This is a genomic window from Agromyces luteolus (assembly GCF_009729855.1).
GTDB classification, from domain to species: domain Bacteria; phylum Actinomycetota; class Actinomycetes; order Actinomycetales; family Microbacteriaceae; genus Agromyces; species Agromyces luteolus.
The window spans coordinates 1-26,707 of the sequence record NZ_WODA01000003.1 but is presented as its reverse complement, the minus strand read 5'-3'; the positions used below and the strand labels follow the sequence as shown (position 1 = coordinate 26,707).

General features: G+C 73.1%; 22 protein-coding genes and 1 riboswitch. Of the genes, 5 read left to right on the top strand and 17 right to left on the bottom strand.

The features are described 5' to 3' along the window. Positions 1–72 precede the first annotated feature (72 nt). Entirely contained in the window at positions 73–585 is a 513-nt protein-coding gene (locus GLX25_RS02490) for a CHRD domain-containing protein (protein ID WP_205719807.1), read from the bottom strand. Between the two features lie 191 nt (positions 586–776). On the opposite strand from GLX25_RS02490, the gene GLX25_RS02485 reads away from it, so the two are divergent. After that, entirely contained in the window at positions 777–1,199 is a 423-nt protein-coding gene (locus GLX25_RS02485; protein ID WP_155840637.1) for a DUF1622 domain-containing protein, read from the top strand. Between the two features lie 95 nt (positions 1,200–1,294). Here the strand turns inward: GLX25_RS02485 and GLX25_RS02480 are convergent, their stop codons facing one another. From GLX25_RS02480 to GLX25_RS02445, 8 genes are all read right to left on the bottom strand, one after another. Beyond that, the gene (locus GLX25_RS02480) at positions 1,295–1,765 is read right to left on the bottom strand and encodes a 2'-5' RNA ligase family protein (RefSeq protein WP_155840636.1); all 471 of its coding nucleotides are present in this window, start codon (positions 1,763–1,765) and stop codon (positions 1,295–1,297) included. Positions 1,766–1,801: 36 nt separating this feature from the next. Next, positions 1,802–2,602, bottom strand: coding sequence for a hypothetical protein (locus GLX25_RS02475; protein ID WP_155840635.1), 801 nt, complete (start codon positions 2,600–2,602; stop codon positions 1,802–1,804). A gap of 213 nt (positions 2,603–2,815) precedes the next feature. Continuing rightward, on the bottom strand, positions 2,816–4,876 hold the full coding sequence (locus GLX25_RS02470; protein ID WP_155840634.1) for an ABC transporter ATP-binding protein: 2,061 nt from the start codon (positions 4,874–4,876) through the stop codon (positions 2,816–2,818). Between the two features lie 151 nt (positions 4,877–5,027). Then, positions 5,028–5,921 (bottom strand): carbohydrate kinase family protein, encoded by an 894-nt coding sequence (locus GLX25_RS02465; protein ID WP_205719806.1) that lies wholly within the window; start codon positions 5,919–5,921, stop codon positions 5,028–5,030. Beyond that, positions 5,905–6,825, bottom strand: a complete 921-nt coding sequence (locus GLX25_RS02460) for a pseudouridine-5'-phosphate glycosidase (RefSeq protein WP_155840633.1) — start codon at positions 6,823–6,825, stop codon at positions 5,905–5,907. Before GLX25_RS02460 ends, GLX25_RS02465 begins: the two co-directional genes overlap by 17 nt. Positions 6,826–6,829: 4 nt before the next feature. Further along, complete coding sequence (opgC, locus tag GLX25_RS02455) at positions 6,830–8,143, bottom strand: OpgC domain-containing protein (protein ID WP_155840632.1); 1,314 nt, start codon at positions 8,141–8,143, stop codon at positions 6,830–6,832. Beyond that, positions 8,127–10,079: an HAD family hydrolase gene (locus tag GLX25_RS02450; RefSeq protein WP_155840631.1), complete on the bottom strand. Its 1,953-nt coding sequence runs from the start codon at positions 10,077–10,079 to the stop codon at positions 8,127–8,129. The genes opgC and GLX25_RS02450 overlap by 17 nt, the downstream gene beginning before the upstream one ends. Then, on the bottom strand, positions 10,076–12,118 hold the full coding sequence (locus tag GLX25_RS02445) for a glycosyltransferase family protein (RefSeq protein ID WP_155840630.1): 2,043 nt from the start codon (positions 12,116–12,118) through the stop codon (positions 10,076–10,078). Before GLX25_RS02445 ends, GLX25_RS02450 begins: the two co-directional genes overlap by 4 nt. 267 nt (positions 12,119–12,385) lie before the next feature. On the opposite strand from GLX25_RS02445, the gene GLX25_RS02440 reads away from it, so the two are divergent. Further along, on the top strand, positions 12,386–12,736 hold the full coding sequence (locus GLX25_RS02440) for a hypothetical protein (RefSeq protein ID WP_155840629.1): 351 nt from the start codon (positions 12,386–12,388) through the stop codon (positions 12,734–12,736). An 80-nt stretch (positions 12,737–12,816) separates the two neighbouring features. Here GLX25_RS02440 and GLX25_RS02435 read toward each other — a convergent pair whose 3' ends face one another. Next, the gene (locus GLX25_RS02435; RefSeq protein ID WP_240898104.1) at positions 12,817–13,242 is read right to left on the bottom strand and encodes a four-helix bundle copper-binding protein; all 426 of its coding nucleotides are present in this window, start codon (positions 13,240–13,242) and stop codon (positions 12,817–12,819) included. 205 nt (positions 13,243–13,447) lie between these two features. Next, positions 13,448–14,947: an MFS transporter gene (locus GLX25_RS02430; protein ID WP_155840628.1), complete on the bottom strand. Its 1,500-nt coding sequence runs from the start codon at positions 14,945–14,947 to the stop codon at positions 13,448–13,450. A 334-nt stretch (positions 14,948–15,281) separates the two neighbouring features. Here GLX25_RS02430 and GLX25_RS02425 point away from each other — a divergent pair, with 334 nt between their 5' ends. Then, positions 15,282–17,969, top strand: coding sequence for an AMP-binding protein (locus tag GLX25_RS02425; protein ID WP_166548370.1), 2,688 nt, complete (start codon positions 15,282–15,284; stop codon positions 17,967–17,969). Between the two features lie 21 nt (positions 17,970–17,990). On the opposite strand, the gene ribH is transcribed toward GLX25_RS02425, so the two are convergent. The 6 genes from ribH to GLX25_RS02395 all read right to left on the bottom strand — a co-directional run bounded on the left by ribH (position 17,991) and on the right by GLX25_RS02395 (position 24,233). Beyond that, positions 17,991–18,461 (bottom strand): 6,7-dimethyl-8-ribityllumazine synthase, encoded by a 471-nt coding sequence (gene ribH, locus GLX25_RS02420; RefSeq protein ID WP_155840626.1) that lies wholly within the window; start codon positions 18,459–18,461, stop codon positions 17,991–17,993. Then, positions 18,458–19,762, bottom strand: coding sequence for a GTP cyclohydrolase II (gene ribA / locus GLX25_RS02415; RefSeq protein WP_155840625.1), 1,305 nt, complete (start codon positions 19,760–19,762; stop codon positions 18,458–18,460). Before ribA ends, ribH begins: the two co-directional genes overlap by 4 nt. Next, on the bottom strand, positions 19,759–20,460 hold the full coding sequence (locus tag GLX25_RS02410; RefSeq protein WP_155840624.1) for a riboflavin synthase: 702 nt from the start codon (positions 20,458–20,460) through the stop codon (positions 19,759–19,761). The genes ribA and GLX25_RS02410 overlap by 4 nt, the downstream gene beginning before the upstream one ends. A gap of 2 nt (positions 20,461–20,462) precedes the next feature. Further along, entirely contained in the window at positions 20,463–21,527 is a 1,065-nt protein-coding gene (gene ribD / locus GLX25_RS02405) for a bifunctional diaminohydroxyphosphoribosylaminopyrimidine deaminase/5-amino-6-(5-phosphoribosylamino)uracil reductase RibD (protein WP_240898103.1), read from the bottom strand. 76 nt (positions 21,528–21,603) lie between these two features. Beyond that, positions 21,604–21,749: riboswitch (FMN riboswitch) on the bottom strand. Positions 21,750–21,836: 87 nt separating this feature from the next. After that, positions 21,837–23,114 (bottom strand): hypothetical protein, encoded by a 1,278-nt coding sequence (locus GLX25_RS02400; RefSeq protein WP_155840623.1) that lies wholly within the window; start codon positions 23,112–23,114, stop codon positions 21,837–21,839. Positions 23,115–23,183: 69 nt separating this feature from the next. Then, a complete protein-coding gene (locus GLX25_RS02395) occupies positions 23,184–24,233 on the bottom strand; it encodes a sugar-binding transcriptional regulator (protein WP_155840698.1) in 1,050 nt (349 codons plus the stop codon). A 121-nt stretch (positions 24,234–24,354) separates the two neighbouring features. Here GLX25_RS02395 and GLX25_RS02390 point away from each other — a divergent pair, with 121 nt between their 5' ends. Next, entirely contained in the window at positions 24,355–26,103 is a 1,749-nt protein-coding gene (locus tag GLX25_RS02390; protein ID WP_155840622.1) for a glycerol-3-phosphate dehydrogenase/oxidase, read from the top strand. A 133-nt stretch (positions 26,104–26,236) separates the two neighbouring features. After that, on the top strand, positions 26,237–26,707 hold a 471-nt coding region (locus GLX25_RS02385; RefSeq protein ID WP_166548369.1), incomplete at its 3' end, for an aquaporin.

The following is a 26,707-nucleotide window of genomic DNA, read 5'->3' as shown; positions in this document are numbered from 1 at the left end:
CGCGGCATCCGTCGCCGCATCCCCGGCCGGGCCGATCGCCGGCCGGCCGGGTCCGGTGGCGGATCCCGGCGTTCAGCCGATCTGGCCTCGGATCTCGCCGCCCGGGATGTCTCCGGGCAGGTTCGTCACCGGCGCGACGCCGTCGTTCGTGTGCACGTTGACGTAGGTGTTGCCCGAGTCGATCATCTCGACCAGGTCGCTGAGCGAGGCGCCCGCAAGCGGGCCGACGAGGTTCGCCGCCGTGATCGACCCGGTCGCGATCACACCGCTCGTGCGACCGTCGCCCGGTGCCGCCGGACCGAACAGGAACGCGACGACCGCGCCGTTCTGACCGGCGGGTGCGAGGTGGATGTGCGCTGCGACCGGGTTCTGCAGGTTCGCCACGATGAGGCGGTACTCGAGTGCCGTGCCGTCGGCGGACAGCTTGAAGATCGCGGCACCCCTCGCGAGGGAGGCGTTCGTGGGAACCTCCTCACCGGCGCTGAGCTGTGCGGTGTACGTGGTGTCGGCGGCCTGGGCGCCGACGGGTGCGAGCGACGCGGCGACGGCCAGCGTCATCACGGACAGGATTCGGAGCGCGTTCATGGTCGATCTCCTCTGAACGGATATCGGCCGGCATCGGCGTCGGCCGATGCGCGCATTCTCGTCCTCCTCGACCGCGGCCGAAAGTCCCCGTTCCGGTGGAGGCACCTCGGATCGCCGCACGCGGTGCGCGCCACGCGCCGCGCCTCCGCCGCCGTCGCCGGGCACGGGGCTACCGTGACCGCGGAGGGACCATGGAGTTCGGGGCGGTCATCACGCAGGTCGGCGAGTTCATCGACGTCCTCGGCGTCGTCGCGATCGTCCTCGGCGTGCTCTACGCGCTGGCGGATGCCGCGATCCGCCGCATCCGGAACCTCGGCCCGGTCTACACGCGGTTCCGGCGCGTGCTCGGCCGCGGCATCCTCATCGGCCTCGAGCTGCTCGTGGCCGCGGACATCATCCGCACCGTCGCCGTCACGCCGACCATCGAGTCGGTGGCGGTGCTCGGGCTCATCGTGCTCATCCGGACCTTCCTCAGCTGGTCGCTCGCGGTCGAGATCTCGGGCCACTGGCCGTGGCAGAGATCGCGCCTCGCGGCGTCGGGCGACGGCTCGCCGCCGCAGGACGACGCGCAGCCCGCGGACGCCGCACCGCCCGCGAACCCCGAGCGCGTGTAGATCCGTCGAGCGCGTGTGCGGACGCGATTGCGCTCGGCGGATCCACACGCGCTGGGGGACGGGGCGACCGGCGCTCGCGCTGATGGGCGTCGGCATCAGCCGTCGAGTGGCCAGACGGCGGCGACCGAGCGCATCGCGCGGCCTTCCGGCGGGCGCAGGTCGACCAGCGCGACCTGGATGAGCCGGGCGGTGCGGCCCGTCGGCATCGTGCCGCGCGCGGTGTCGGTCACGTGCGGCCGGAAGTCCGATCGCGCTCGGGCAACGTCGACGTCGGCCTCGCGCAGCGCATCGAGGAGACGTGTGCGCATCGCGCCGAGCGGCCCGCCGTCGCGGACGAGCGTGACGGGCACGTCGTGCCGGCGGCCGAACATCGCCCGGGCGAACGCGGTGACCTCGATCGCCCGCCGTCCGTGCAGCACCGGCCCCATGAGGTCGGCGACCCAAGCGGCGCCGTGATCGGTCTCGAACGGTTCGACGACGGTGACGTGCAGCGGCCACGACGACACCGGGAAGCTGCCGCCGACCTCGAGCGGGTCGATCGGCAGCACCACGGCGAAGCGTCCCATGCGGCGAGGCTACGCCGCATGGGACGCCGGTCAGTGTCAGACGCCGGCCTCGCCGAAGAGGTCGAGCAGCGCGTCGGGTGCGAAGCGCACCTCGACCGAGCCCGTCGGTCCGCGGTCGGCGGCGCCGACCCAGAGGCCCGAGCCCTCGTGCACGCGCATCCATCCGTCGCGGAACACGATGTCGGCGCCGACGACGATGCCGATCACGGGCGACTCGCCCGCCCGGACGGCGATCGAGCCCTCGATGTCCTGCTCGGCCTGCGCGTCGACGTCCTCGCGCGCGGTGACGCCGACGAGCGGGCGCAGCGTGGGGGTCGCGAACCCGGGCACGTCGAAGGGGCTTCCGGCCGCGGCATCCGGCACGACGCCGACGTGCACGCTCGTCGAGACGAGCGCGGTCTCCGCGCGGCCGTCGAGCACGAGCCGGCTGCCGACGCGGAAGCGGTAGAACACGCGGCCGTCGACCGGTGCCGTCGGCAGCACGACCGCCGTGACCCAGTTGCGCGTCCAGGCGAGCGGGTCGCCGCCGCGGCTCGGCGGGTCGTAGAGGCTCGCCGTGAGCCGGACCGCGCCGTCGGTGCGCGTGGGCGCGGCGCGGAGCGAGGTGGGGCGGTCGCCGGCCGGGGCGACCGAGCGTGCCTGCTCGAACGCGGGCAGGCGCTGGGTGTCCCACTCGCGCAGCCAGGTCTGGAGGCGTGCGCGGAGGGCGTCGAACGTGGGCTCGGGCGAGGCGGGCGACTCGTCCTCGTCGGTGGCGGGGGCGGCGAGGACCGCGGCGAGGTCGCGCACGGTCGTCGCACCGCGGGCAGCGGTCCTGGGAGCGTCGAGCAAGGTCATGGTGGTCCTCCGGGGTGGATGGCGCGGGCGCGCCGGGAAGCGATGAGGACACCGTACGGACGCCCCGGAGCCCGCGGCATCCGCGCAGGCCCCGGGGCGGGGTGGGGGTCAGCCCTGAATCCGGGGTGGAGGGAACCTCGGGTCCCGGAGCGGCCCGGAGCGGCCCGGAGCGGCTCGGAGCGGCTCGGAGCGGCTCGGCTCCGGTCGCGCGGCTCAGACGAGCAGCTGGTGCTCGGCGAGCTCCCGGTAGAGCGGCACCGACTGGACGAGCTCCTGGTGGGTGCCCTCGCCGATGACCCGGCCGTCCTCCACGACGACGATGCGGTCGGAGTCGACGACCGTGGAGAGCCGGTGAGCGATGACGATGAGCGTGCGCCCTGCCGCGACCGCGTCGATCGCCTCGCGCATCATGCGCTCGTTCACCCCGTCGAGCGACGAGGTCGACTCGTCGAGCAGCAGGATCGGCGGCGCCGCGAGCAACGTGCGGGCGATCGCGAGCCGCTGGCGCTCGCCGCCCGAGAGCATGATGCCGTTCTCGCCGACCTGCGCGTCGAGCCCGGCGGGGTCGCGCTCGAGCACGGACCCGAGGTTGACGGCGTGCAGCACGTGCACGCACTCCGCGTCGGTCGCGTCGGGGCTGCCGAGCCTGAGGTTGTCGCGGATCGTGCCGGCGAGGACGGGTGCGTCCTGCTCGACGTAGCCGATCTGCGCTCGCAGCTCCGCGCGGTCGAGCGTGCGCAGGTCGAGTCCGCCGAGGCGGACGGTGCCGACGCTCGGGTCGTAGAAGCGCTCGATGAGTGCGAGGATCGTCGACTTGCCGGCGCCGGACGGGCCGACGAGCGCGATCCGCCGGCCGCGCGGCACCCGGAAGGAGACGCCGCGGAGCACCGGCTGACGTTCGGTCACGTCGGGTTCGGGCCGGTGCTCGTCGGGCGAGTCGTTGCCGGGGTCGGCCGGGTCGGACGGGCGGGTGAGCGCGTACGCGAAGTGGACGTCGTCGAACTCGACGGCCGCGGCATCCGGCAGCAGGCCCTCGTTGGCCGGGCCGACCATGACGGCGCGCGCGGCGAGCTGCCGGTCGTGCGCGTCCTCGTCGGGCAGGTCGAGGATCTCCTGGATGCGGCCGAGCGCGCCGAGCGCCTGGTTGACCGACGTGATCGCGCCGAACGCCTGGCCGAGCGGCAGGATCATCATGAAGAGGAACAGGATGAAGGCGACGAGGTCGGCGATCGTGATCGCCCCCGAGGCGACGCGGAACCCGCCGACGCCCAGCACGACGAGGAACGACACCTGCATCGCGATGCCGGCGATCGGCACGATGAGCGCCGAGATCCGAGCGACCTTGACGCCCATCTCCCAGGCGCCCTCGGCCTCGGCCTCGACGTCGCGCACCTCGCGCTCGGTCGCGCCGGCGGCGCGGATCGTGCGCACCGAGGTGATGGCGCGCTCGACGGATGCCGCGACGTCGCCGACCTTCGCCTGGGCCGCGTGCGACGCCTCGCGCACGCGCGCGGAGAGCAGGGTCACCGTCGTGATCGCGATCGCGATGACGAGCACCGTCAGGCCGAGCAGCGCCGCGTCGATGACGAGCATCGCGATGAGCGCGCCGACGAAGGTGACCGCGCCGCCGATCGCCTCGACGAGGCCCTGCGTCAGGACGGCCCGGAGCATCGTGGTGTCACTGCCGACCCGGGAGACGAGGTCGCCCGTGCGGCGCGTGTCGAACTCGGCGATCGGCAGGTGGAGGATCTTCGCGACGAGTCGGCGTCGGCTAGAGAGCACGACGCCCTCGCCGGTGCGCTGGAGCAGGTAGTGCTGGTAGCCCGTGATGATCGCGCTCACGACGACGAGCGCGACGAGCAGCCAGACGATGCCGTCGAGCGCGTCGCCGGCCTCGACGATCGTGATGACGCGGCCGACGAGCAGCGGCTGCGCGAGGCTCGCGATCGCGCCGACGACGGAGAGCACGGCGACGAGGATGAGCACCGGTCGGTGCTCGAAGATGAACGGCAGCAGCTGCCGGAACGTCGCGCGGGGCCCGGGCGGGGTGTCGCCGCGGCGCCCGAACGGGTTGCGGCGTGCGGGCCGCGTCGTCGCGGGGGCGCCGTCCGCGGCGGCGCCGGCGGTGCCCGCGTCGGCATCGCGGTCGGGTCGCCGGCCGGCGTCGCGTCGGCCGACGAGCGGGATGCTGCCGGTGCGGGCTGCGCGCTCGGCCGCGCGCTCGGCGGCGCGGGCGGCGGCGCGGGGGCCGGGTGTGGTCTCGGTGTCGCTCATGAGGTCATTCCTTCGCGGCGCGCGGCGGCGGCATCCGTCGTCGGGGGATCGCGGGCCGCATTGCAGCATACGTCGCCCAGCTGGGAGCCTCAGGCCCGCCCGTACTTCTTGTGGACAGCCTGCCTTCCGACCTCGAGCGCGAGCGCGCCCGTCAACCGCGGTCGACGTCGCCGCCCGGCGAGGCGATGACGGATGCCGCGAGCGCGTGCCCTGCGACGCACGACGCCGTGGCATCCGCCCCGGCCATCGCGGCCGCGACGTACCCGGCCGCGAACGCGTCGCCCGCGCCGGTGAGGTCGCGCACCGCGCCGACCGGCGTGACGGACACGCGGGCGATGCGCGCGCCGCCGTCGAACACCTCGGTCGGTGCCGGTCCGTGCTTCACGACGACGCGATCGGCGACGGATGCCGCGACCGGGCCGCCGTCGGCGACGCCGAGCAGCTCGGCCTCGGTCTCGTTCGCGAACAGCACGTCGGGCCGGAGCTCGGCGAACCAGCCGATGACGAGCTCGACGCCCAGGCCCTCGAGGAGTCCGGTTGACGACGCGTCGATCGAGACCCGCGCCCCGCGCTCGCGCGCGAGATCGACCAGGCGGTGCACCTCGCCGCGCATGGGCTCGTGCTCGAAGCCGTAGCTCGGCACGTGCAACCAGGAGATGCCGTCCAGCCAGTCCGCCGGCACGTCGTGCAGTTCCGCAGCCGACGCGCGGTCCGGGAACATCGTGCGCTCGCCGTCGGGCGCGACCAGGAGCACGACGGCGCCCGTGCGTCCCTCGCGCTGGCCGCGCACGTCGACACCGGACGCCGCGAGCGCGGACGCGAGCGCGACTCCCGCGCCGTCGTCGCCGACCCGCCCGATGAACCGGGTGCGCACGTGCGCAGCCGCGTGCGCGGCGACGTTCGCGGCACTTCCGCCGCGCGAACGGAACACCTGCGCCGCGGAATCCGTCGCGGCGCGGATCGGACCGGTCGCCCAGACGACGATGTCCTCGAGCAGGTCCCCGACGACGACGAGGATGCCGGGCCGCTCAGCCGGCGAGCTCACGCGCGATCTCCGCACCGAGGCGCGCGTTGCCGCGATACACCGCGAGGTTCGCCTCGAGGCTGCGGCCGCCGGTGGCGCGCTGGACGAAGTCGAGGAGGAACGGCGTCGTGTCGTGACCGGCGACGCCCGCGGCATCCGCCGCCCTCAGCGCCTCGGCGAGCACCCGCGTGTGGACCTCGGGGTCGAGTTGATCGGACTCCGCGACGGGATTCGCGACGAGCACCGCCGCGCCCAGGCCGAGTTCGTTGCGACCGCGTGCGACCGCCGCCGCCTCCGCCGCGGATTCGACGCGCGCGGGAACGGGGAACCCGGAATCGGCGACGTAGAAGCCCGGGAACCGGTCCGTCCGGTAGCCGAGCACGGTGATGCCGAGCGTCTCGAGCCGCTCGAGCGTCGCACCGACGTCGAGGATCGACTTCACGCCCGCGCTCACGACCACGATCGGCGTCGCGGCGAGCGCGGGCAGGTCGGTCGACTCGTCGAACGTGTCGCTCGCACCGCGATGCACGCCGCCGAGCCCGCCCGTCGAGAACACGCGGATGCCGGCGCGGTGCGCGAGCCACGCCGTCGCCGCGACGGTCGTGCCCGCGTCCAGGCCGGCGGCGCGGGCGACCGGGAGGTCGCGCGTGCTCGCCTTGACGACGCCCTCCGCGGTGCAGAGGCGTTCGATCTCGCGCTCGTCGAGGCCGATGATCGCGGTGCCGCCTACGACGCCGATCGTTGCGGGCTCGACCCCGGCCTCGCGCACGAGCGCCTCCGTCGCGAGCCCGACCTCGAGGTTCCGCGGGCTCGGGAGCCCGTGCGTCAGGATCGTCGATTCGAGCGCGAGGACGGGACGACCGGCGTCGACGGCGTCGCGGACGCGATCGGCGACGCGCAGGGCCGTGGCGGGAGCGGGGGGCATGGCGTCATCGTACGACGGTCGTGGATTCCACGACCGCGAACGGAGCCATGGTCGCCGGCGACGCGGTCGAGCCCGCACGGCCCGGCTCGGAGGAGTCGTCGCGTCGATCGCGGGCGGTGCCCGCCCGGCGAGCGGCCCGCACGGCCGGCCGAGCGCGAACCGCCAGCCACGCTCGGACGCTCACGAGGACGACCACCTCGGTCGCGATCACGACGGCCGTGTTCAGGAGGATGTCGTCCCGCTCGGCGATCCGGACCCAGATCGTCGGCGCGATGACCAGTTCGATCACGAGCCGATGCGCGACGTACGCCTCCAGCGAGTTGCGCCCGAAGGTCGTCAGCATCCCGCCGAGCGCACGATCGAGCCTCGGCCCGACGCGTCGGAACACCAGGAACAGTGCGGCGAACCAGAGGGTGCCGATCACGAGTCGGAACGGAGCCAGGCTCGCCTTGTCCTGGAGCGGGCCGAACCAGGTCCACTCGGCGAGGAACCGCGCCTCGATCCCGCGCATGGCGTCGAGCGCCGGACCGTCGGCGCCGGCGGCGGCGACGAGCAGGTGGTGGTTCCAGAAGATCAGGAACTCCGCCAGCAGCGCGGATGCCACGAACCCGACGACGAGCGCGGTGGCGATCCACGATCGCGCGCGCGCGGGCAGGCGACGCCACGCCCGTGCCAGTTCCGGCCAGCGGCATCCGATCGTCACCCCCATCACGAACAGGAACGACCAGCTGAGGCGCATCGCGTCGGCGTCGTCGAGTGCCGGGGCGAACTGCGCGATCAGCCACGTCACGCCGGTGAGCGCGATCGCGATCCACTCCCTGCGGTGGGCGGCGGCCCAGAGCACCAGCGGCGAACCGAGGACGACGAGTGCGTAGAGCGCGAGGAAGTCCGGCTCGACCCCGGCGGCGGTCCGGAGCGTGACGGCCTCCACGACGGTGCCGGCATCCACCGCGGTGCCCTCGCGCGCCGCGAACATGAGACGGATGCCGGTGAGCGCGACCGCTGCCAGGTAGATCATGAGCGCGCGGCGGACCAAGCGGATCGTCACCGGGCGGAGGCCGTCGCGACGCACCCGCGGGAGGAACACGTATCCCATCACGATGCCCGAGATCGCGCAGAAGCCCTCGGCCGCCGATGCGGGCAACGCGCCGCGCCCGGTCACGACCTCGATCAGGTTGGGCGACAGGTAGAGGTGCGTCACGATGATCAGCGCGACGAAGTAGCCGCGCAGGTGGTCGAACGCGTCGATCCGCGCGCGGCGCGGGGTCTCCCGGCCCGACGTCGACGCCGACGCCGACGCGTCAGCGTCGTGCGGCATGCCCGGACTCGACGTTCTTCCGGAATCCCGCCTTCCACCAGGCGCGATCGAGCTCCCGCTCCATCGCCATCGGGTGCAGTCGGTAGTAGCGGCGGCCGTGGCGGGGCAGCGCGAGCGGCGAGGCGGTGACGCCCAGCGAGTTGTCGTGCATCAGCCCGCCGAGCAGGCGCGCCTGCTCGGCGGTCGGAAGCAGCACGAGTTCGCCCAGGAACGCGAGCGCGACATCGAGTGGGAGCTGGGAGACCGCCGCGGGCATGAGCGAGGATGCCTCCCGGAAGTCCCGGACGAACCGCATGGCGGCTCGCTGGGCCGTGGCGATGAGCGCACCGTCCGCGTCACGCATCCGCTCGTCGCCGAACACGGGTGCGAATCCGCCGTCCTCGTCGCGTCGGACCGTCGCGACGGACGCGTCCACGGGGTTGCCGAACAGCAGCTCGACGACCTCGATCCCGGGCAGGATGCACTCGCGGTGCCACTCGGCCGCCGCCTCCTGCCGGCCGTCGACGAACCCGTGCAGCCAGTCCGCTCCGACGGTCTTCGGGGTCGGGTGGATGCCGAAGTAGAACCCCTCGAGGTCGGGGTTGAGGATCGCCCGGAGCGACGCCTGGATACTGCCCTGCCAGCCGACGTCCACGACGGCCGTCGTCGGCCGGTGCAGTCCGACCGAACGCAGGTAGTCGATGACCGGGCCGCGCTCACGGCCCGCCGCGGCCACGATCTCAGGCTCGAGCGCACGGAAGACCTGGCGCATCCGCGAACCCTCCTCCGGCGCGACGACCGAGCCCGCCCGAAGCCCGACCGATCGCGCGGCGGCGTCGATGCGGTCGGGAGCGATGTCCGGGATGAACCGGGTGACGTACTCGGCGACGCGCAACGGGGCGCCGGTGGCGGCGAGGAAGTCGAGCTCGCTGGGCCGGATGGGCGTCCGGATGCCGGCGAGGTTGACCATGCGGCGCGATGCGTAGACGTAGTCGCTCCGCAGCGCGTCGTCGCCGAGCAGTTCGCGGTACGCGTCGCGGAGCAGCTTGCCCTCCCGCGCGAGGAACGCGAGGCGGTCGATGCCCCTCGCGCGTGCCGCGGCGTGCAGCCACTGCGTGAAGCCGACGAGCACGGGCCCCAGCACGGCGTACCCGAGCTCCGCGGCGGCATCGTCGTCGTGGCGATCCCGGTTCCGCGAGGTGAGCCCCGCGATCAGGCTCCAGCCGTACTCGGTGTGCGTGTGCCGCTCGTTGGCCGCGATGCGGCCGATCGCCTCCGACGGGTGGGCCGAGCCCACGGTGCGGCAGAGTTCGGCACCGCCCGGCAGGTGCAGCGCCTCGAGTCCGGCGCGCCGCGCCATCTCGACATCGCTCACGACGTTGTCCCCGACGTGCAGGATCCGCTCCGCGGGGAACTCGGCCCTGAGCTTCCGGAACGCCGTCCCGTCGTGCTTCGCGATCCGGTCGTATCCGCTGACCACGAGCCGGTCCCAGCCCGAGTATCCACCGGCCGTGAGCGCCTCGGCGATCGCGTCCGGCGGCAGGTACATGTCGCTCACGATGAGGATGCGCGCGCCCGCCGCTCGGGCCGCATCGAACAGCTCCCGTCCGCGCCGGGTGGGTGCGAGCACGGAGAGCTCGGTCGCGATCTCCTCGGCCTGCACCGCCGCCCGCAGCTCCGGCGTCATGCCGAGCGTCGACTCCAGACGGTCGTAGATGTCGTCGATCGTGATGTCGGGACCGATCGAGGGGGTCGCGTAGCACGCGGCCTCGGCGGCGATGCGCGCATCCGTCCACCCGGCATCGAGCCAGAACTCGCCGCCGGCGTTGACGCGGTGCCGGGTCAGGGTGAAGACGTCCGTCGGCCGGAGGAACACCCGATCGAGCAGCGTGTCGAACACGTCGAAGCTGACGATCTCGGCATCCACGACGGTCGTCGGGCGGTGCGCCGCGCTCATCGGCGGGCTCCTCTCGTGCTCGGCATGCGCCTGGCCATCCGGGCGGGCAGTGCGCGCAGGAAGCGGCGCACGCGGAGCTCCAGGCCGACCGCGTCGGCGCCGTGCGCGTGCAGGGCCCGCGAGAGCTCGTCGAACCGCCCCACGAGGTCGCCGGAACGCGTGATGTTCGCGGTCGCCGCCTGCGAGGTGAGGACGGCCGAGTACATGAGTCGGCGCTCGCCGTCGAGCCGCATGGCCTTCGCGGCGAGCTCGGTGCGCGCCCGACCGAGGTTCGCGGCCTCGGCGGCGAGGTCGTGGGTGTGCAGGGTGACGAGCGTGCTGGACGCGTCCAGGACGCCGATCGGCCCGACGTGGAGGAGGCGGAGCCCGAAGTCCCAGTCCGCGGCATGACGGAGATCGGCGTCGAGCATGCCCGCCGCCACGGCCGCGGAGCGACGGAAGACCATCGCCGCGAACGGCGTGCGGTTCTCGACGAGCTGGTCGGAGACGTCGATCGTCTCGCGGTGGCTGCCGACCGCGGGGCGGGCCGAACGGTGCTCGTGCTCGATGCGGTGCCCGTTGAGGGTCCGCTCGACGGTCAGCGCCGTGCGGGCGACGACCGCGGACTGCTCCGGATGCAGCGCGAGGTGGGCCACGGCGGCACCGAGGAACTCCGGATGCCACGACCCCGTTCCGTCCTGGATCGCGATGAACTCGGCGGGCACGGTCGACGCCAGGTCGTTGAATCGGTCGACGTCGTGGAGTCGTCCGCCGGACGCACCCGGTTCACCGGCCTCGAACGTCGTCACGTGGTCCGGGCGGAGCCGCTGCTGGCGGACGCTCGCCGTGGCGCGGGCCGACCGCGAAGCGTCGCCCGTGGCGGCGATGAGCACGTGCACGGAGCCGTCCGCGACCTCCTCGGGAACGGGGCTCGGCTCGTCGGGCGTCGTGGCCTCCGCGTGAGCGATCGTGAGGCGCGCGACCTCGTCGCGAAGGTACTCGGTCGTGCGGTACATGCCCCGGACGAGCTCGGTGTGCGCGAGCCACCTGCGGGACTCGGCGGGCGAGAGGTGCTTCGCCGGCGGCCGGGCGACGGCGGGATGCGCGAGCAGGTCGTCGACGTGTCGTCGCAGGGCGAACCGCTCGCGATGCGATTCGAGTCGGTCGCGCACGAACCGCTGCGCCGCGGCGTGGCCCGATCGCACCTCCCGCGCGATCTCGGCACCCTCGAGGCGGCGTCGGGTCGCCCGGCCGCTGAAGTTGGTCAGGGCCTCCCGCTCGAAGGAGTCGGCGTCGAGCCATCCGTCGCCCCCGAAGTGGTCGTACACGTATGCGGGGACGCCGACGGAGAGCGCGTACTGCACGGTCTTGCCGATCGTGATGACGCCGTCGTAGGACGCGATCAGCTCGGGCGTGACGTCGCGGACCTCGGTCGTCTCGCCGATGACGTCGACGAGGACGCCGGCCCCCTCGAGGAGCGCCGCGGCCTCGAGGACCTCCTGCGGCGGGTGGTTGGAGATCACGGCGATGCGGTGCGGCCCGTCGTCCGGCGCCGCGGCTCGCGGCGGCTCCACCGCATACTCGGTGAACCGACGCGGGACGGGGTTCGGGAAGAGCATCCCGGGCGTCGTGATGCCGAACTCGCGGTGCAGTTCCATCGTCCGCTGCGACACGTAGGACTCGATGTCGGTGAAGGCGTCCTCGATGTCGGCGAGCACCGGAAGCTCGATCTCGACCATCGCCGACATGTGGTGCCAGACGACGGCGGCCCGGGCGTCGCGCTCGGCCAGCCGACGGATCACGGACGGCGGGAGCAGGGAGTGCTGGACCCAGACCAGGTCGTAGTCGATGCCGAAGTCGTCGTACGGGTCGTCCGCCACCCGGAGGTCGCCCGTCTGCGCCAGCGCGGCGAAGCGATCCGCCATCGGCGGGAGGAAGAGGTTGGTGTAGACGTCGACGTGCCAGCCGCGGAGGAGGAACTCCTCGGCGAGTTCGAGCGTGACGAGTTCGGACCCCCTGATCTCGCGCAGGTGGTTCGTGGTGATGAGGATACGGGGCATGCGGGTCTCCTGGCGCAGGAGTGGGCACTGCGAACGGCGGGCGCGCAGGACGGTGGAACGGTGCGGTGGGAGGCCGCTGGGGGGAGGGTCGGGTGGGTAGGGCACCGACAGCATAATCGGGCGGCGGCGCACCGGAGGGCGGTTTCCGGTTCCACCGGATATCGATCCGGTCACGGTGACTGTGTCCGCGTGTGACGGCACCCCGGGACATCCGCCATGCCCCGGCGTATCGTCGCCTGCACGAACCGCCCGACCGAGGAGCACGCCATGTCGCCGCAGCACCCGCACGCCGCCGCCGAGTCCCGCACGGGCCTCGCGATGGGCATGCGCGGCTGCGTCGAGGGCGAGGCGTGCTCGAGCGGGCGACCGGGCCATGGGCTGCACCCGATGCAGGACCGCCTCTCGCGGATCGTCGCGAGCCGGTGGACCGACGCGGTCGTCGTCAGGGCGGCGTCCGACGGGTTCGTCGAGCTCGTCGACCTCGAGGGCGGCGCGCACCGGGTGTGGAACCACGGCGCCCTGACTGGGCGGCTCGCGGCCGGCGACCCGGTCGCGCTGCACCCCGTCTACGGCGTGCTGGCCCGCGGCGACGACCGCTACAGCGTCGCCGCCGTCTGACGCCGACGTCGCCGCCGTCTGACGCCGCCTGACCCACGCGACGCGGCCGCCTGGGCCGCGTCGACGTGATGGGGCGCGCGTCAGCTCGCCGGCATCATCCCCTTCATCGCGCCCATCATCTTCTCCATGGCCATGACCGCCTGGTCGCACGCCATGGCGCACATGCGGCAGTGCTCGCTCATCTCGGCGTGCATCATGCACTCGGCCGAGCACGCGCGGCACATCGTGACGCAGGTCTCCATCATCGACATCATGACCTGCATGTCGTAGCCGGTGGTGCGGAGCATCATCCGCATCATCGTGTCGCACACGTCCGCGCAGTTCGCGCACATCGCGGCGCACCGGCCCATGCCCTCGCCCGCGTCGGCGTCGGCGCACATGAGGCACGCCTGCATGCACGCGGAGAGGGCTTCCATACACTCCTGCATCATCGACATGTCCATGTCCTTCATGGGCATGTCCGACGCCGACATGGCGCCCTTCATCATGTCCATCGTCATGTTCATCCCGCACCTCGCCGTCTCCGAGGCGCCGGGTGTCGGTGCAGCCGGCGCTGCGGCCCGGCGACCCTCTCGAGCCGAATGCTACGCCGCGGGCGACATGGCGAGAAGGGGGTGGAGCCGACCGTCACGAGCACGATACGGGGCGGATGCCGCGGGGCTCGTCGAGCCCGTGGCATCCGCCCCGTTTCGTCGTTGCGTCGGGCCGTCGCTAGAGCGACGCGGCCTCGGCCTCGCCCTCGGCGAGCCGACCGTCGGCCGGCACGCCGGCGGCCTCGTAGTCGACGTCCTTCGTCTCCTTCGAGACGAGGAGCGCCACGAGGGTCAGCACACCCATCGCGGAGAGGTAGATGCCGACCGGCCACGGTTCGCCGCCGGCCGCCGCCCACAGCGCGACCGCGATGAGCGGTGCGACGGCGGCGCCGAGGATCGAGGCGACGTTGTAGGCGATCGCCGATCCCGTGTAGCGCACGTTCGTCGGGAACAGCTCGGGCAGCAGCGCGCCCATCGGGCCGAAGGTCGCGCCCATGAGCATGAACCCGAACACGAGGAACGCCTGCGTGAGCGCGCCCGTGAACTTCGGGTCGAGCTGCGGCATCAGGAACAGGTTGAACGTGAGGCCGAACAGGATGATCGCCGAAGTGACCCAGATGAGCAGGCGCCGACGGCCGATGGAGTCGGCGATCGGACCGGACAGCAGCGTGAAGACGCCGAAGAACACGACGCCGATGATCTGCATGGTCACGAAGTCGGCGTACCCGAAACCGAGGCCCGGGTAGAACTGCGCGGCGAAGGCGCTCGCGTCGAACGCGGTGCCGGATGCCTCTGCGGCGGCCTGCGCGGCCGCGCTCGCGGTCTCGAGGTCGGCGGCCTTCGTGCCGTACGAGAGCGTGAAGTTCGTCATCAGGTAGAAGAGCACGTAGGTGGCGAGCATGAAGAACGTCCCGAGGACGAGCTCGCGCCAGTTGTGCCGGAAGACCGTGCCGAGCGGCAGCTTGCGGATGGCGCCCTTCTCGCTCGCCTTGGTGAAGGCGCTCGACTCGACGAGCCGCAGGCGCACCCAGAGGCCGACGACGACCATGACGGCCGAGAAGAGGAACGGCACGCGCCATCCCCACTCGAAGAACCACTCGCGCGAGGGCGCCGCGAGGTTGATCGCGAGGAACAGGCCGTTGGCGATGATGAAGCCGAGCGGTGCGCCGAGCTGCGGGAACGTGCCGTACCAGGCGCGCTTGCCGGCCGGGGCGTTCTCGGTCGCGACGAGCGCCGCGCCCGACCACTCGCCGCCGAGCGCGAAGCCCTGCGCGAGGCGGAGCACGAGGAGCATGAGCGCCGCGAACCAGCCGATCTGCCCGAACGTCGGCAGGAGCCCGATGAGGAACGTCGCGATGCCCATGACGAGCAGCGACGCGACGAGCGTCGCCTTGCGGCCGTGCTTGTCGCCGAAGTGGCCGAACACGATCGCGCCGATCGGGCGTGCGATCATCGCGGCGCCGAAGACGCCGAACGAGGCGAGGAGCGCCGTGGTCTGGTTGCCGGTGGGGAAGAAGAGGATCGGGAACACGAGGACGGCGGCCGTCGCGTACGCGTAGAAGTCGTAGAACTCGATCGTCGTGCCGACGAGGCTGGCGAGGACGACCCGGCCGCGCGAGTTCACGGGCGCGGCGGGGGTCGTGGCCGGGGCGTCGGCGGGGGACTGGGTTGCGGTCATTGCGGTGCGGGAGACTTCCGATGGGGAGCGAGGCCCTCGCGGGGCGCGTCGATCGGGCGCCGCACCGCGGCGGCCGAGTGGATCCGCTGCTTGTGGCAACCACCACAACCTACGCGGGCGCTCCGCGACGGGACGAACCGGATGCGACGAGCGGCGGCGCTCGTGCGACGAGCGGCGGCGCCGGTGCGATGCGTCGGTCGGTGACGGATGCCGCGCGCTCGCGCGTCACCGTTCGTCGCGGATTTCGACGCCTCGCGGCCATCGCGTAAGGTAAGCCTAACCTTCCGTCGATCCGGCGGACACGACCCCTCCCAACCGGACAGGTGCCATGCCCATGCTGCTGACCAGGACCGAGCCCGCGCTCGACCTGCTCGGCGGCGACCCCGGTGCCCCGGCGCTCGTGACGCCCACGACCCGGATCGACTACGCCGAGCTGCGCGACCGGATCGACGATCGACGCAGGGCGCTCGGCGATGGCCGGCGTCTCGTGTTCCTGTCGGGCGGCAACACCGTCGAGGCCGTCGTCACCTACCTCGCCGCGCTCGCGGGCGGTCACCCCGTGCTGCTCCTGCCGGCCGGCGTCGACGGCGCGGCGCTCGACGCACTCGTCGGCCGGTACGCGCCCGACGTGGTCGTCCGCGCCGACGAGGCCGGGTTCGAGCTGACGGATGCCTCCGGCGGGACGCCCCGCGCGTTCCATCCCGAGCTCGCGCTGCTCGCGAGCACGTCGGGCTCGACGGGCTCGCCGAAGCTCGTGCGGCTGTCGCGGACGAACGTGACGTCGAACGCGCGGAGCATCGCCGACTACCTCGGCCTGACCCCCGACGACCGGGCGGCGACGACGCTGCCGCTCGGCTACTGCTACGGCCTCTCGGTCGTGAACAGCCACCTCGTCACGGGCGCCAGCCTCCTGCTCACCGACCGCTCGATCGTCGAGCCGGCGTTCTGGGACGAGTTCGCGAGCCTCGGCGCGACCTCGTTCGCGGGCGTCCCGTACACGTACGAACTGCTCGAGTCCACCGACTTCGCTCGCCGCGACCTGCCGGACCTCAGGTACGTCACCCAGGCCGGCGGACGCCTCGCGCCCGAGAAGGTGCGCGCCCTCGCCCGCTTCGGGCGGGAGCGCGGCTTCGACCTCTACGTCATGTACGGCCAGACCGAGGCGACCGCCCGCATGGCGTACCTGCCGCCGGCGCTCGCCGAGACGGCCGCGGGCGCCATCGGCGTGCCGATCCCGGGCGGTTCGTTCCGCATCGACGAGTCCGTCCCCGGCGCGGCTGCCGGGGAGGGGGAGCTCGTCTACTCCGGACCCAACGTGATGATGGGCTACGCCGAGTCGCCGGCCGACCTCGCCCGCGGCCCCGAGCTGTCCGAGCTCCGGACGGGCGACCTGGCGCGCCGCCGCGAGGACGGCCTGCTCGAGATCACCGGGCGCCTGAGCCGATTCGTCAAGAGCTTCGGGCTGCGCCTCGACCTCGACCGGATCGAGCGGCTCCTCGCCGCCGACGGACTCGAGGCGCGCGCCGTCGCCCTGGACGAGCGGCTCGTCGGGTTCGTGCGGCACGACCGGTTCGTCGATGCGGCGCGCGACGCGGTGGCCCGGCACACGGGCCTGCCCGTGCACGCGTTCGACGTGCACGCGCTCGCCGAGTTCCCGCGCACCGCGAACGGCAAGCCCGACCACGCGGCGCTCCGCGCCCACGCGACGCTGCTCCGGGCGACGGATGCCCCGGCCGCTCCGTCGTCGCCGGCCGACGCTCCGGTCGCGACACCGGCCGCCTCGGTCGCCGAGCTCCGCGACCTCTACGCCGAGCTCCTCGGCCGGCCGGACGCGACGGAGGACGACAGCTTCGCCTCGCTCGACGGCGACTCGTTGAACTACGTCGAGCTCGCGCTGCGCCTCGAGGAGCGCATCGGCGCGTTGCCCGCCGACTGGCCGAGCCGGAGCATCCGCTCGTTCGCCCCGCCCGCGCTCAGCGCCGAACCCGCCGTCGACGCGCTCGGCTCGTCTCCGGGCGACGAGCCGACGCGGACGCACGCCCAGCGAGCCGCGCTCCCGCCCGCGGCCCCGCGGCGTCGCCGCATCGCTCGGCTCGAGACCTCCGTGGTGCTCCGCGCCGTCGCGATCCTGCTCATCGTCGCGACGCACGCCGACGTCGTGCAGCTGAAGGGCGGCGCGCACCTGCTGCTCGCCGTCGCCGGCTTCAACCTCGCGCGATTCCGGTTCGGCGGTTCCGCAGGCGGGGTCGGCGACGAACGCCCCGAGCGCCGCCGGCGCGTGCGGGGCCTCCTCCGCAGCGCGACGCTCATCGCGGTGCCGGCCGTGCTCTGGATCGGCGGCGTCGCACTCATCGCCCGGACGTACGATCCCGCGACGGTGCTGCTGTCGAACCAGCTCGTACCCGGCGCGACCGCGTGGAGCGAGCAGTGGCAGTTCTGGTTCCTCGAGACGCTCGTGTGGTCGATCGTCGGGCTCGCCGCGCTCTTCGCGGTCCCCGGCGTCACGAGGCTGGAACGGCGCCACCCGTTCGCCTTCGCGCTGGCCGTCCTCGGCATCGCCCTCGTCGTGCGCTACGTCGTCTCGGGCGGCATCACGCCCTCGTCGCCGATGCGCTACGCGCTCCCCGCCATCGCGTGGCTCATCGCGCTCGGCTGGCTCGTCGCCCGCTCGACGACGCTGCCGCGCAAGGCGGCCGCGAGCGCGATCGTCCTCGCGACGGTGCCCGGCTTCTTCGGCGACCCGGTGCGCGAGGGGATCGTCATCGTCGGCCTCGGCGTGCTCATCTGGGTGACGAGCCTGCCGGTGCCCGCCGTGCTCGCCGGCGCGCTCGGCACCGTGGCATCCGCCTCGATGTTCGTCTACCTGACGCACTGGCAGGTGTACCCGCCCATCGAGGAGTGGTCGCCGCCGCTCGCGATCGTCGCCTCGTTCGCCGTCGGCCTCGCCGCCTGGTGGGCGTGGGGCAGGGCGACCGGATGGCTCGGCGCGAGGCGCCGGCGACGGCGGCGTCCGGCGGAGTGACCCGCCGCTCGACGCCGGTGCTCAGCCGCGGATGGCGCGCAGCGTGTTCGCCGTCGCGATCGCGGCCTCGGCCGCCTCCCGGCCCTTGTCCTCCTTGGAGCCCGGCAGGCCCGCGCGGTCGAGGCCCTGCTGCTCGTCGTCGAGGGTCAGCACGCCGAAGCCGACGGGCTTGCCCGTGTCGAGCGCGACCCGTGTGAGGCCGTCGGTCGCGGCCGACGAGACGTACTCGAAATGGGGCGTGCCGCCGCGGATGATGACGCCGAGCGCCACGACCGCGTCGGCGCCGGCCTCGAGGGCCGCCTTCGACACGACGGGCAACTCGAAGCTGCCCGGCACGCGCACCAGCTCGAACGAGGCCCCCGCCGCCTCGAGCGCGCGCGTCGCCCCCGCGATCAGGCCGTCGGAGATCTCGTCGTGCCAGCTCCCGGCGACGATCACGACCTCGAGGCCCTCGCCGTCGACGTCGAGTTCAGGTGATCCGGCTCCGCTCATGATGCATGTCCCTTCAGCAGTTCGTCCGCCGCAGCCTCGGTCAGCTGCCGGTCGTCGATGGCGTGTCCCATACGGGTGCGCTTGGTCTCCAGGTAGCCGGCATTGACCGCGCCGACGCCCACCACGAGCGGGAGTCGGTCGGTGATCCGGATGCCGTGGGCCTCGAGCTGGTGCACCTTCTCGGGGTTGTTGGTGAGCAGCCGCACCCGGTCGACGCCGAGGTCGTCGAGGATCGCGCTCGCCGCGGTGTAGTCGCGCGCGTCGATCGGCAGCCCGAGCGCGACGTTCGCGTCGAGCGTGTCGAGGCCGCCCTCCTGGAGGCGGTAGGCGCGCAGCTTGTTGATGAGGCCGATGCCGCGACCCTCGTGCCCGCGGAGGTACACGACGACTCCGCCGCGATCCGCGATCGTCGAGAGCGCCGCGTCGAGCTGCGGTCCGCACTCGCACTTCAGCGAACCGATCGCCTCGCCGGTCAGGCACTCGGAGTGCACGCGCGTGATCGCGCCGGCGGGATCGTTCGCCGGGTCGCCCGCGATGATCGCCAGGTGGTCGGCACCCGTGTTGCGGTCGCGGTAGGCGCGGACGCGGAACGTGCCGTGCATGGTCGGCAGGTTCGTCTCCACCTCGAACTGCACCCTCGGCGACTCGTCGATGGCCACCGGCGTCTCGCCGGCCGCGAGGTCCTGCCCGCCGTGGCGGTCGCGGAGCCAGTCCACCAGGGCCGCGACCGTCGTCACCGGCAGGCCCTCGCGCTCGCCGAGCTCGATGAGCCCGGGCAGCCGCATCATCTCGCCGTCGTCGGCGACGAGCTCGCCGATCACGCCCACGGGGGAGAGTCCCGCGAGTCGCATGAGGTCGACGGCCGCCTCGGTGTGGCCCGCGCGCTCGCGCACGCCGCCGTCCACCGCGCGGAGCGGGAGGATGTGCCCCGGACGGATCAACGTGTCGGGCGTCGAGTCGGGGTCGGCGAGCACGCGCAGCGTGTGCGCCCGATCGGAGGCCGAGATGCCCGTCGACGTGCGGTCCGCGGCGTCCACCGAGACCGTGTACGCCGTGCCGCGCACGTCCTCGTTCCGCTGGACCATGAGCGGGAGGCCGAGCCGGTCGGCGACCCCGTTCGGCATGGGCGCGCAGAGGTAGCCGCTCGTGTTGCGCACCATCCACGCGATCCACTCGCGGGTCGCGAACTCGGCCGCCATGATCGCGTCGCCCTCGTTCTCGCGCGCCTCGTCGTCGGCCACGATGACCGGCTTGCCGGCACGCAGTGCGTCAAGCACCTCGGGGATCGTGGCGAGGCTCATCGGTGGCCTCCGATCGACGAGGACGCCGGGTCGTCCGCGCGGAACCCCCAGCCCGACTCGCCGGGCTCGGCGAGCGAGGACGGCAGGGCGCGGTGCGCGTCCAGGCGCAGCATCCGCTGCACGTGACGGGCGAGCACGTCGGTCTCGAGGTTCACCCGGTCGCCCGGCTCGAGCGCGCCGAGGGTGGTCGCCGAGAGGGTCTCGGGGATGAGCGAGACCTCGAACCACGAGCCCTCCGGCGGGTCGCCCAGGCCGCTCACCGTGAGCGAGACGCCGTCGACGGCGATCGATCCCTTGTCGACGACGAGCGCGGCGAGCGGCGCCGGCAGCGAGAACCGGACGACGCTCCACGCCTCGCCGGGCGTGACCTGCAGCACCTCGGCCGTGCCGTCGACGTGGCCCTGCACGATGTGCCCGCCGAGCCGATCGCCGATGAGCGCCGCGCGCTCGAGGTTGACGCGGCGGCCGGCCTCGACGGTGTCGAGCGTCGACATCGCGAGCGTCTGCGCCATGACGTCGGCCGTGAAGGTCTCGGCGTCGGCGTCGACGACGGTCAGGCACACGCCCGAGACCGCGATCGAGTCGCCGTGGCGGACGCCCTCCACGACCTTCGGACCGCGCACCGTCACGCGCATGACGTCGGCGGCCGGCTCGGCGCGCGTGACCTCGCCGAGCTCCTCGATGATTCCGGTGAACATTCTCAGACCCTCTCTCGGGTGGGGGTATCGGGGTGCGCGGCCGTGCCCGGCCGGGCGACGACGAGGACGTCGTCGCCGAGTCGCACCAGGTCGGTGAAGTGGAAGCGCTGCGCCTCCGCGATCGTCGCGACGCCGATGTCGCCGATCGCGGTCAGGGGGCCGCCGATCACGGCGGGCGCGAGGTAGACGAGGAGCTCGTCGACGAGGCCGGCGGCGAGGACGGCGCTCGCGAGCGTCGGGCCGCCCTCGACGAAGAGCGAGCGGATGCCTCGCCGCTGCAGCTGCTCGAGGTCGTCGGCGAGATCCGCGCCGGCGAGCGTGATCGGCTCGAGCGGATGCCGCAGCACGGCCGCGCCGGCGGGGATCGCGCGCACGCCGAACACGACCGGGACCGGCTGGTCGTCGAGCAGCGCACCGTCGTCGTCGCGCGCCGTGAGCGCCGGGTCGTCGGCGAGCACGGTGCCCATGCCGACCGCGATCGCGTCGGCGCTCGCCCGGCGACGGTGCACGTCGGCCCGCGCCTCGCGACCGGTGATCCAGCGGCTCGTGCCGTCGGCGGCGCCGACCCGGCCGTCGAGGCTCGACGCCCACTTGAGCGTCACGCGCGGCCGGCGCTCGCGGGTCGCGAAGAGCCAGTCCTCGAGGAACCCCTCGACCTCGTCGGCGAGCACGCCGCGCGAGACGTCGACGCCGGCCTGCTCGAGGGTGCGCGAACCGCCCGCGGAGTGCCGGCCCGGGTCGTCGACGGCGTAGACGACGCGTGCCACGCCGGCGTCGACGAGCGCCTGCGCGCACGGCCCGGTGCGGCCGACGTGGTTGCACGGCTCGAGCGTGACGACGGCCGTCGCGCCGCGTGCGGCGCCCGGTGCGAGCTTCGACAGCGCATCGACCTCGGCGTGCGCCGTGCCCGCACCGCGGTGCCAGCCCTCGGCCAGCACGTCGCCGTCGGGGGAGAGGATCACGCACCCGACGCGCGGGTTCACGCCCCTCGCCGGGCCGCGCTCCGCGAGCTCCAGCGCCCGGCGCATGGTCGCGGCATCCGTCGCCGCGCGCGTGGCCGTGGTCATCGCCTGTCGCCTGCCTTCCAGGCTCCGGGGCGCCCGGGCATCGCCGGACCGGTCGACCACGCGCATGGCGTCGCCGACACGTGCTGCCTCCCATCCGGACTTTCACCGTCGGTTCCGGAATTCCACCGGATCAACCGTCCGCGCGCGACCGGATGGTCACGCGCTCGCGGCTCGCGGACTTTCACCGCCGGTTCGGACTTGCACCGACCCCGGAGCACGTTACGTGTTCGATTCTAGGTCAACGCGTCGATGCCGGAGGTATTCCCCGGCCGGCCGCGACGGCGGCGAGGCCGCCGACCCGCCGGACGCTCAGCGGCAGGCGGTCGAGGCCTGGATCTGGGCGTCGCTCGGCCGACCGTACGCCTCGATGCCCGCGCCCGGAAGGTCGTAGCCCATCCCGATCGCCCAGGCCGTCGCCCACACCTCGTGGTCGCCCGCGAACTCGGGGCCGTCGAAGATGGTCGCGCACTCCTCGCGGAGCACCTGGACGTGCCCGACCTCGTGCACGACGACGGCCTCGGCGTTCTCGTCGAACGACCAGGCCTCCTCGATGCTGTGGGTGAGCGAGATGAGACCCCAGCCCTCGCCGTCGACGTCCTGGAAGAACTCGGCCGTGCCCGAGTAGTACCCGTCGCTCGAGAACCCGCCCACCTCGTACGCCCACGTGACGTCGAACGGGACGTCGAACGAGATCGACCGGGCGAACGCCTCGATCTCGGCGCGGACCGGGAACTCGGCCAGTCGCGCCACCTCGGCGGCGTGCGAGGCGTGCAGCTCGTCCACGGCGGCCGCGAGATCGGCGAATCGGCTCGAGTCGCCGGACGAGGTCGTGGGCGACCGGCGCAGCCCGGCGAGGGCCTCGTCGACGGCGACGCGCGACGCGACGGTCGCCGACGGGCTCTGCTCGACCGCCGCGACCGCGCGTGCCTCGGTGCCGGCGATGAGGGTCTCCGTCGCGTCGGCGATCGCAAGGCTGCCACCGGCGACGACGTCGCGTGCCGCGCCGTAGCGCGCCGCCGCCTCCTCGCGGGAGGGGACGAGGTCGATCATGCTCACGAGGTCGGCGTACCGCTCCCAGGCGGGCGCGAACGACCCCGGATCGCCGAGCGCCGCGATCCCGGGGCTCGAGGGTCGATCGGCGAGGAGCTCGCGGGCCTCGTCGATGCGCGCTTCGAGGTTCGCGCGATCCTCCTCGGCGACGAGGTCGCCGACCGCGATCCCGACGAGGGCGTCGCCGCGGGCGATCGCGCTCTCGGCTCGTTCGGCGGTCTCGCGGTAGTCGGCGGCGGCCTCGTCGTAGGCGGCGTCGGCGGCGGCCCACACGGGCCACGCCTCCGCGTGGACGGCGGTCGCGACGACCTGATGGCCGATCGCCCAGGCCGCGACGACGGCCGCGATCATGCCGGCGGCGGCCAGTCCGCCGATGCGCCGTGGGATGCGCGGCTCCCGGGGCTCGGACGGGACCATGACGAACGGGACCGCGCCCTCCGGGGCCGGCGGGGCGTCGGCGGGCGGACGTCCGTCCCACCCCGTCGAAGTCGGGGTCGGGGTCGCCGTCGTCGTCTCCGGGATGTCGGGGTGGTGCATGCGGTCCTCTCGCGCCGACGATCAGGCAGTCGCGAGGGCCAACCTACCCTGCCGCTCCGGGTTCCGGGATCACGATTCCATCGCGGTGCCGGTCGATCGCTCGGGCGGCGTCCCGACCTCGACGGCGGAATCCTCGACGAGGCGCCGAGCGGTGCCCTCGTCGACGATGAGGTCGGTGATGAGCCCGGCCGCGAGCGCGCCCGTGAGGCCCGGCAGCTTGGCCTGCCCGGAGACCACGCAGATCCGCCGCGGCGCGCGCCGCAGGACGCCGAAGTCGGGGCCCGTGGCCCGCGAGTTGAGCGGGATCCCGTCGGTCGAGCCGTCCGCCCGGTAGAACACGGTGGCGACGTCGCCGACGACGCCGTCGCGCGAGAGCGCCTGGTAGTCGGCGCGCTCGAGGTAGCCGCCCTGGTACACGTGGCTCGGCACCTCGGCGAAGGGGGAGCCGATGCCGAAGATCGCGACGTCCATCGACGCCTGCAGGTCGAGGAGGCGCTTGGTGCTCCGTTCCCGCCAGAACGCCTCCTTCGTGGCCGGATCGTCGAAGAACGCCGGCACGGGGAACTGCTGCACTCGCGCGCCGAACGCGTCGCCGAACCGGCGCAGCAGCTCGGAGGCGTAGAGGATGCCGGTGGTGCGGAGGTTCCCCGCGCCGTTCAGCTGGACGATCTCGGAGTTGTGCGTCGCCTTCGGGGCCAGGTGGCGGCTCATGGCGCTCATGGTCGAGCCCCACGCGACGCCGATGGTCTGGTTCGAGTCGATGAACCGGGTGAGAATCCGTGCAGCGGAGAGCGCCACGCGCTCGAGCCGGTCGACGTCGCTCGCGTGGTCGGGGACCGGCACGACGTGCGCCGAGACCTCGTGGCGCTCGAGGATGTCCTGCTCGAGCCGGCTCGGCAGGTCCAGCGGCGAGTGGATCGAGATCTCGACGAGCCCGGTCGCGCGCGCGTGGCTCAGCAGGCGCGAGACCGAGGATCGCGAGGTGTGCAGCTCCTTCGCGATGGCGTCCATCGTGAGGTCCTGCAGGTAGTACAGGTGCGCCGCGCGCAGCGCGTCCCGCGTCTTCCCGGTCGGCAGCTCGTGCCCTGCCGTCGGGCCCGCGGCATCCGTCACGACCATCTCGTCTCCCCCTGCACGTTTGTTCATTCGGCTTGCAAGCATGTTCATCGCTGCCACGATGTATTCATCCACAGCCGGGGACTCCACGCAACCCGGCGTGACCCAGCTCGAAAGGACAGCGATGTCGCGCACCACGTCGCCGACGACGAACCGCCCCACGCCCGCTCCCGGCTCCCGTGCGGAGATCTCCGCACTGCGCGCCCGGCCCACCGCCGAGGTCGTGATCATCGGCGGCGGCATCAACGGCATCGCCACGTTCCGCGACCTCGCCCTGCAGGGCGTCGACGTCGTGCTCGTCGAGCGCGACGACTTCGTCTCGGGGGCATCCGCCGCCTCGAGCCACATGATCCACGGCGGCATCCGCTACCTCGAGAACGGCGAGTTCCGGCTCGTGCAGGAGTCGGTGCAGGAGCGCAACGGCCTGCTCCGCATCGCGCCGCACTACGTCAAGCCGCTGCGGACGACCGTGCCGATCTTCTCGACGTTCTCCGGGATCCTCTCGGCGCCGCTGCGCTTCCTCACGCACCGGCAGGGCACGCCCACCGAGCGCGGCGCCGCGCTCATCAAGGCCGGCCTCACGATCTACGACGCGTTCTCGCGCGACGGCGGGTCGGTGCCGCGGCACCGCTTCCTCGGCGCGAAGAAATCGCTCGCCGAGCTGCCCGCGCTGAACCCCGAGCTCAAGTACACCGCGACCTACTACGACGCGAGCATGCACGACCCGGAGCGGTTGGCGCTCGACGTGCTGCACGACGGCCTCGCCGCGGGCGCGCACGCGCGTGCCGCCAACCACCTGGAGGCCGTCGGCCTCGGGGCGGGCGGCGTCCGCGTGCGCGACGGGGTGACGGGGGAGGAGTTCGACCTCGCCGCCGACGTCGTCGTCAACACGTCCGGTCCGTGGACCGACCTGACCAACGCGCAGCTCGGCCGCGACACGCGCTTCATGGGCGGCACCAAGGGCTCGCACATCGTGCTCGACAACGACGAGCTCCTCGCGGCCACCGGTGGACGCGAGATCTTCTTCGAGCACTCCGACGGCCGCATCGTGCTGATCTACCCGCTGAAGGGCCGGGTCATGGTCGGCACGACCGACCTGGAGCACGACATGCGGACGCCCGCCGTGTGCACCGAGGAGGAGGTCGACTACTTCTTCGACCTCATCGCGCACGTTTTCCCAGGCATCCCGGTCGACCGTTCGCAGATCGTCTTCCGGTTCTCCGGCGTGCGGCCGCTGCCGCGCCACGACGACACCCAGCCAGGCTTCGTCAGCCGCGACTACCGCATCGAGCGGGCGGATGTCGCGGAGCGGCCCGGCACGGTCCTGATCAGCCTCGTCGGCGGCAAGTGGACCACGTTCCGCGCGCTCGCCGAGCACCTCGCCGACGAGGTCCTCGGCCTCGTCGGCCGCGACCGGGTGCGGTCGACGAAGGGCCTGCCGATCGGCGGCGGCGCCGGATACCCGGCGACGGATGCCGCGCGGCTCGTGTGGGTCGTCGGCCACGGCGACGGCGTGGGCCGCGAGCGGGCCGAGCAGCTGCTCGAGCGGTACGGCACGCGCGCCGAGCAGATCATCGAGGCGATCGAGGATGCCGCGGAGACGCCGCTCGCGGACGCGCCCGGGTACTCCCGCGAGGAGATCGCCTGGCTCGCCGCGAACGAGCGCGTCGTGCACCTCGTCGACGTGGTGCTCCGCCGCACGAGCCTCGCCTTCACCGGCGCCGTCACCGGGCCGCTGCTCGACGAGCTCGCCGACGTCGTCGGCGGCGTGCTCGGCTGGGACGCCGCCGCCCGCGCCGCCGAGGTCGGCGACGCGCGGACCGTGCTCGCCGAGCGCCACGGCGTCGTGCTCGAGGAGCTCGCCGCGCGCTGAATCTGCACGGATGTGCACGCGGATCCGCCGATGATCGGCGGATTCCGCGGGTACGTTTCATCCGGGCCGCTCCGATGCGGCCCACCCAGGCGACCCGCCCCCGGGTCGTCCGGTCCTACCCAGAAAGGTCAACGTGGACAATCTCGGAGTGCTGTTCCTCTCGGAACTCGTCGGCACCGCCATGCTCGTGCTGCTCGGCTGCGGCGTCGTCGCGAACGTCGCCCTGGCGAAGAACAAGGGCTACAACGGCGGGTTCCTCATGGTCAACATCGGCTGGGGCCTCGCGGTCTTCGCCGGCGTCATCGTCGCCTACGCCTCGGGCGCGCACATCAACCCCGCCGTCACCCTGGGGCTCGTCGCCAACGGCGCGACCGAGTTCGGCAACGCGGCGTTCGGCACGACCGTGCCCGTCACGATCGTCAGCGTCCTGACGTTCATCGGCGCGCAGCTGATCGGCGCGATCCTCGGTGCGATCATCGTCTGGCTGGGCTACAAGCAGCACTTCGACGCCGAGCCGGAGAGCGCGACGAAGCTGGCGGTGTTCTCGACCGGTCCCGCCATCCGCTCGTACGGGTGGAACCTCGTGACCGAGATCATCGGCACC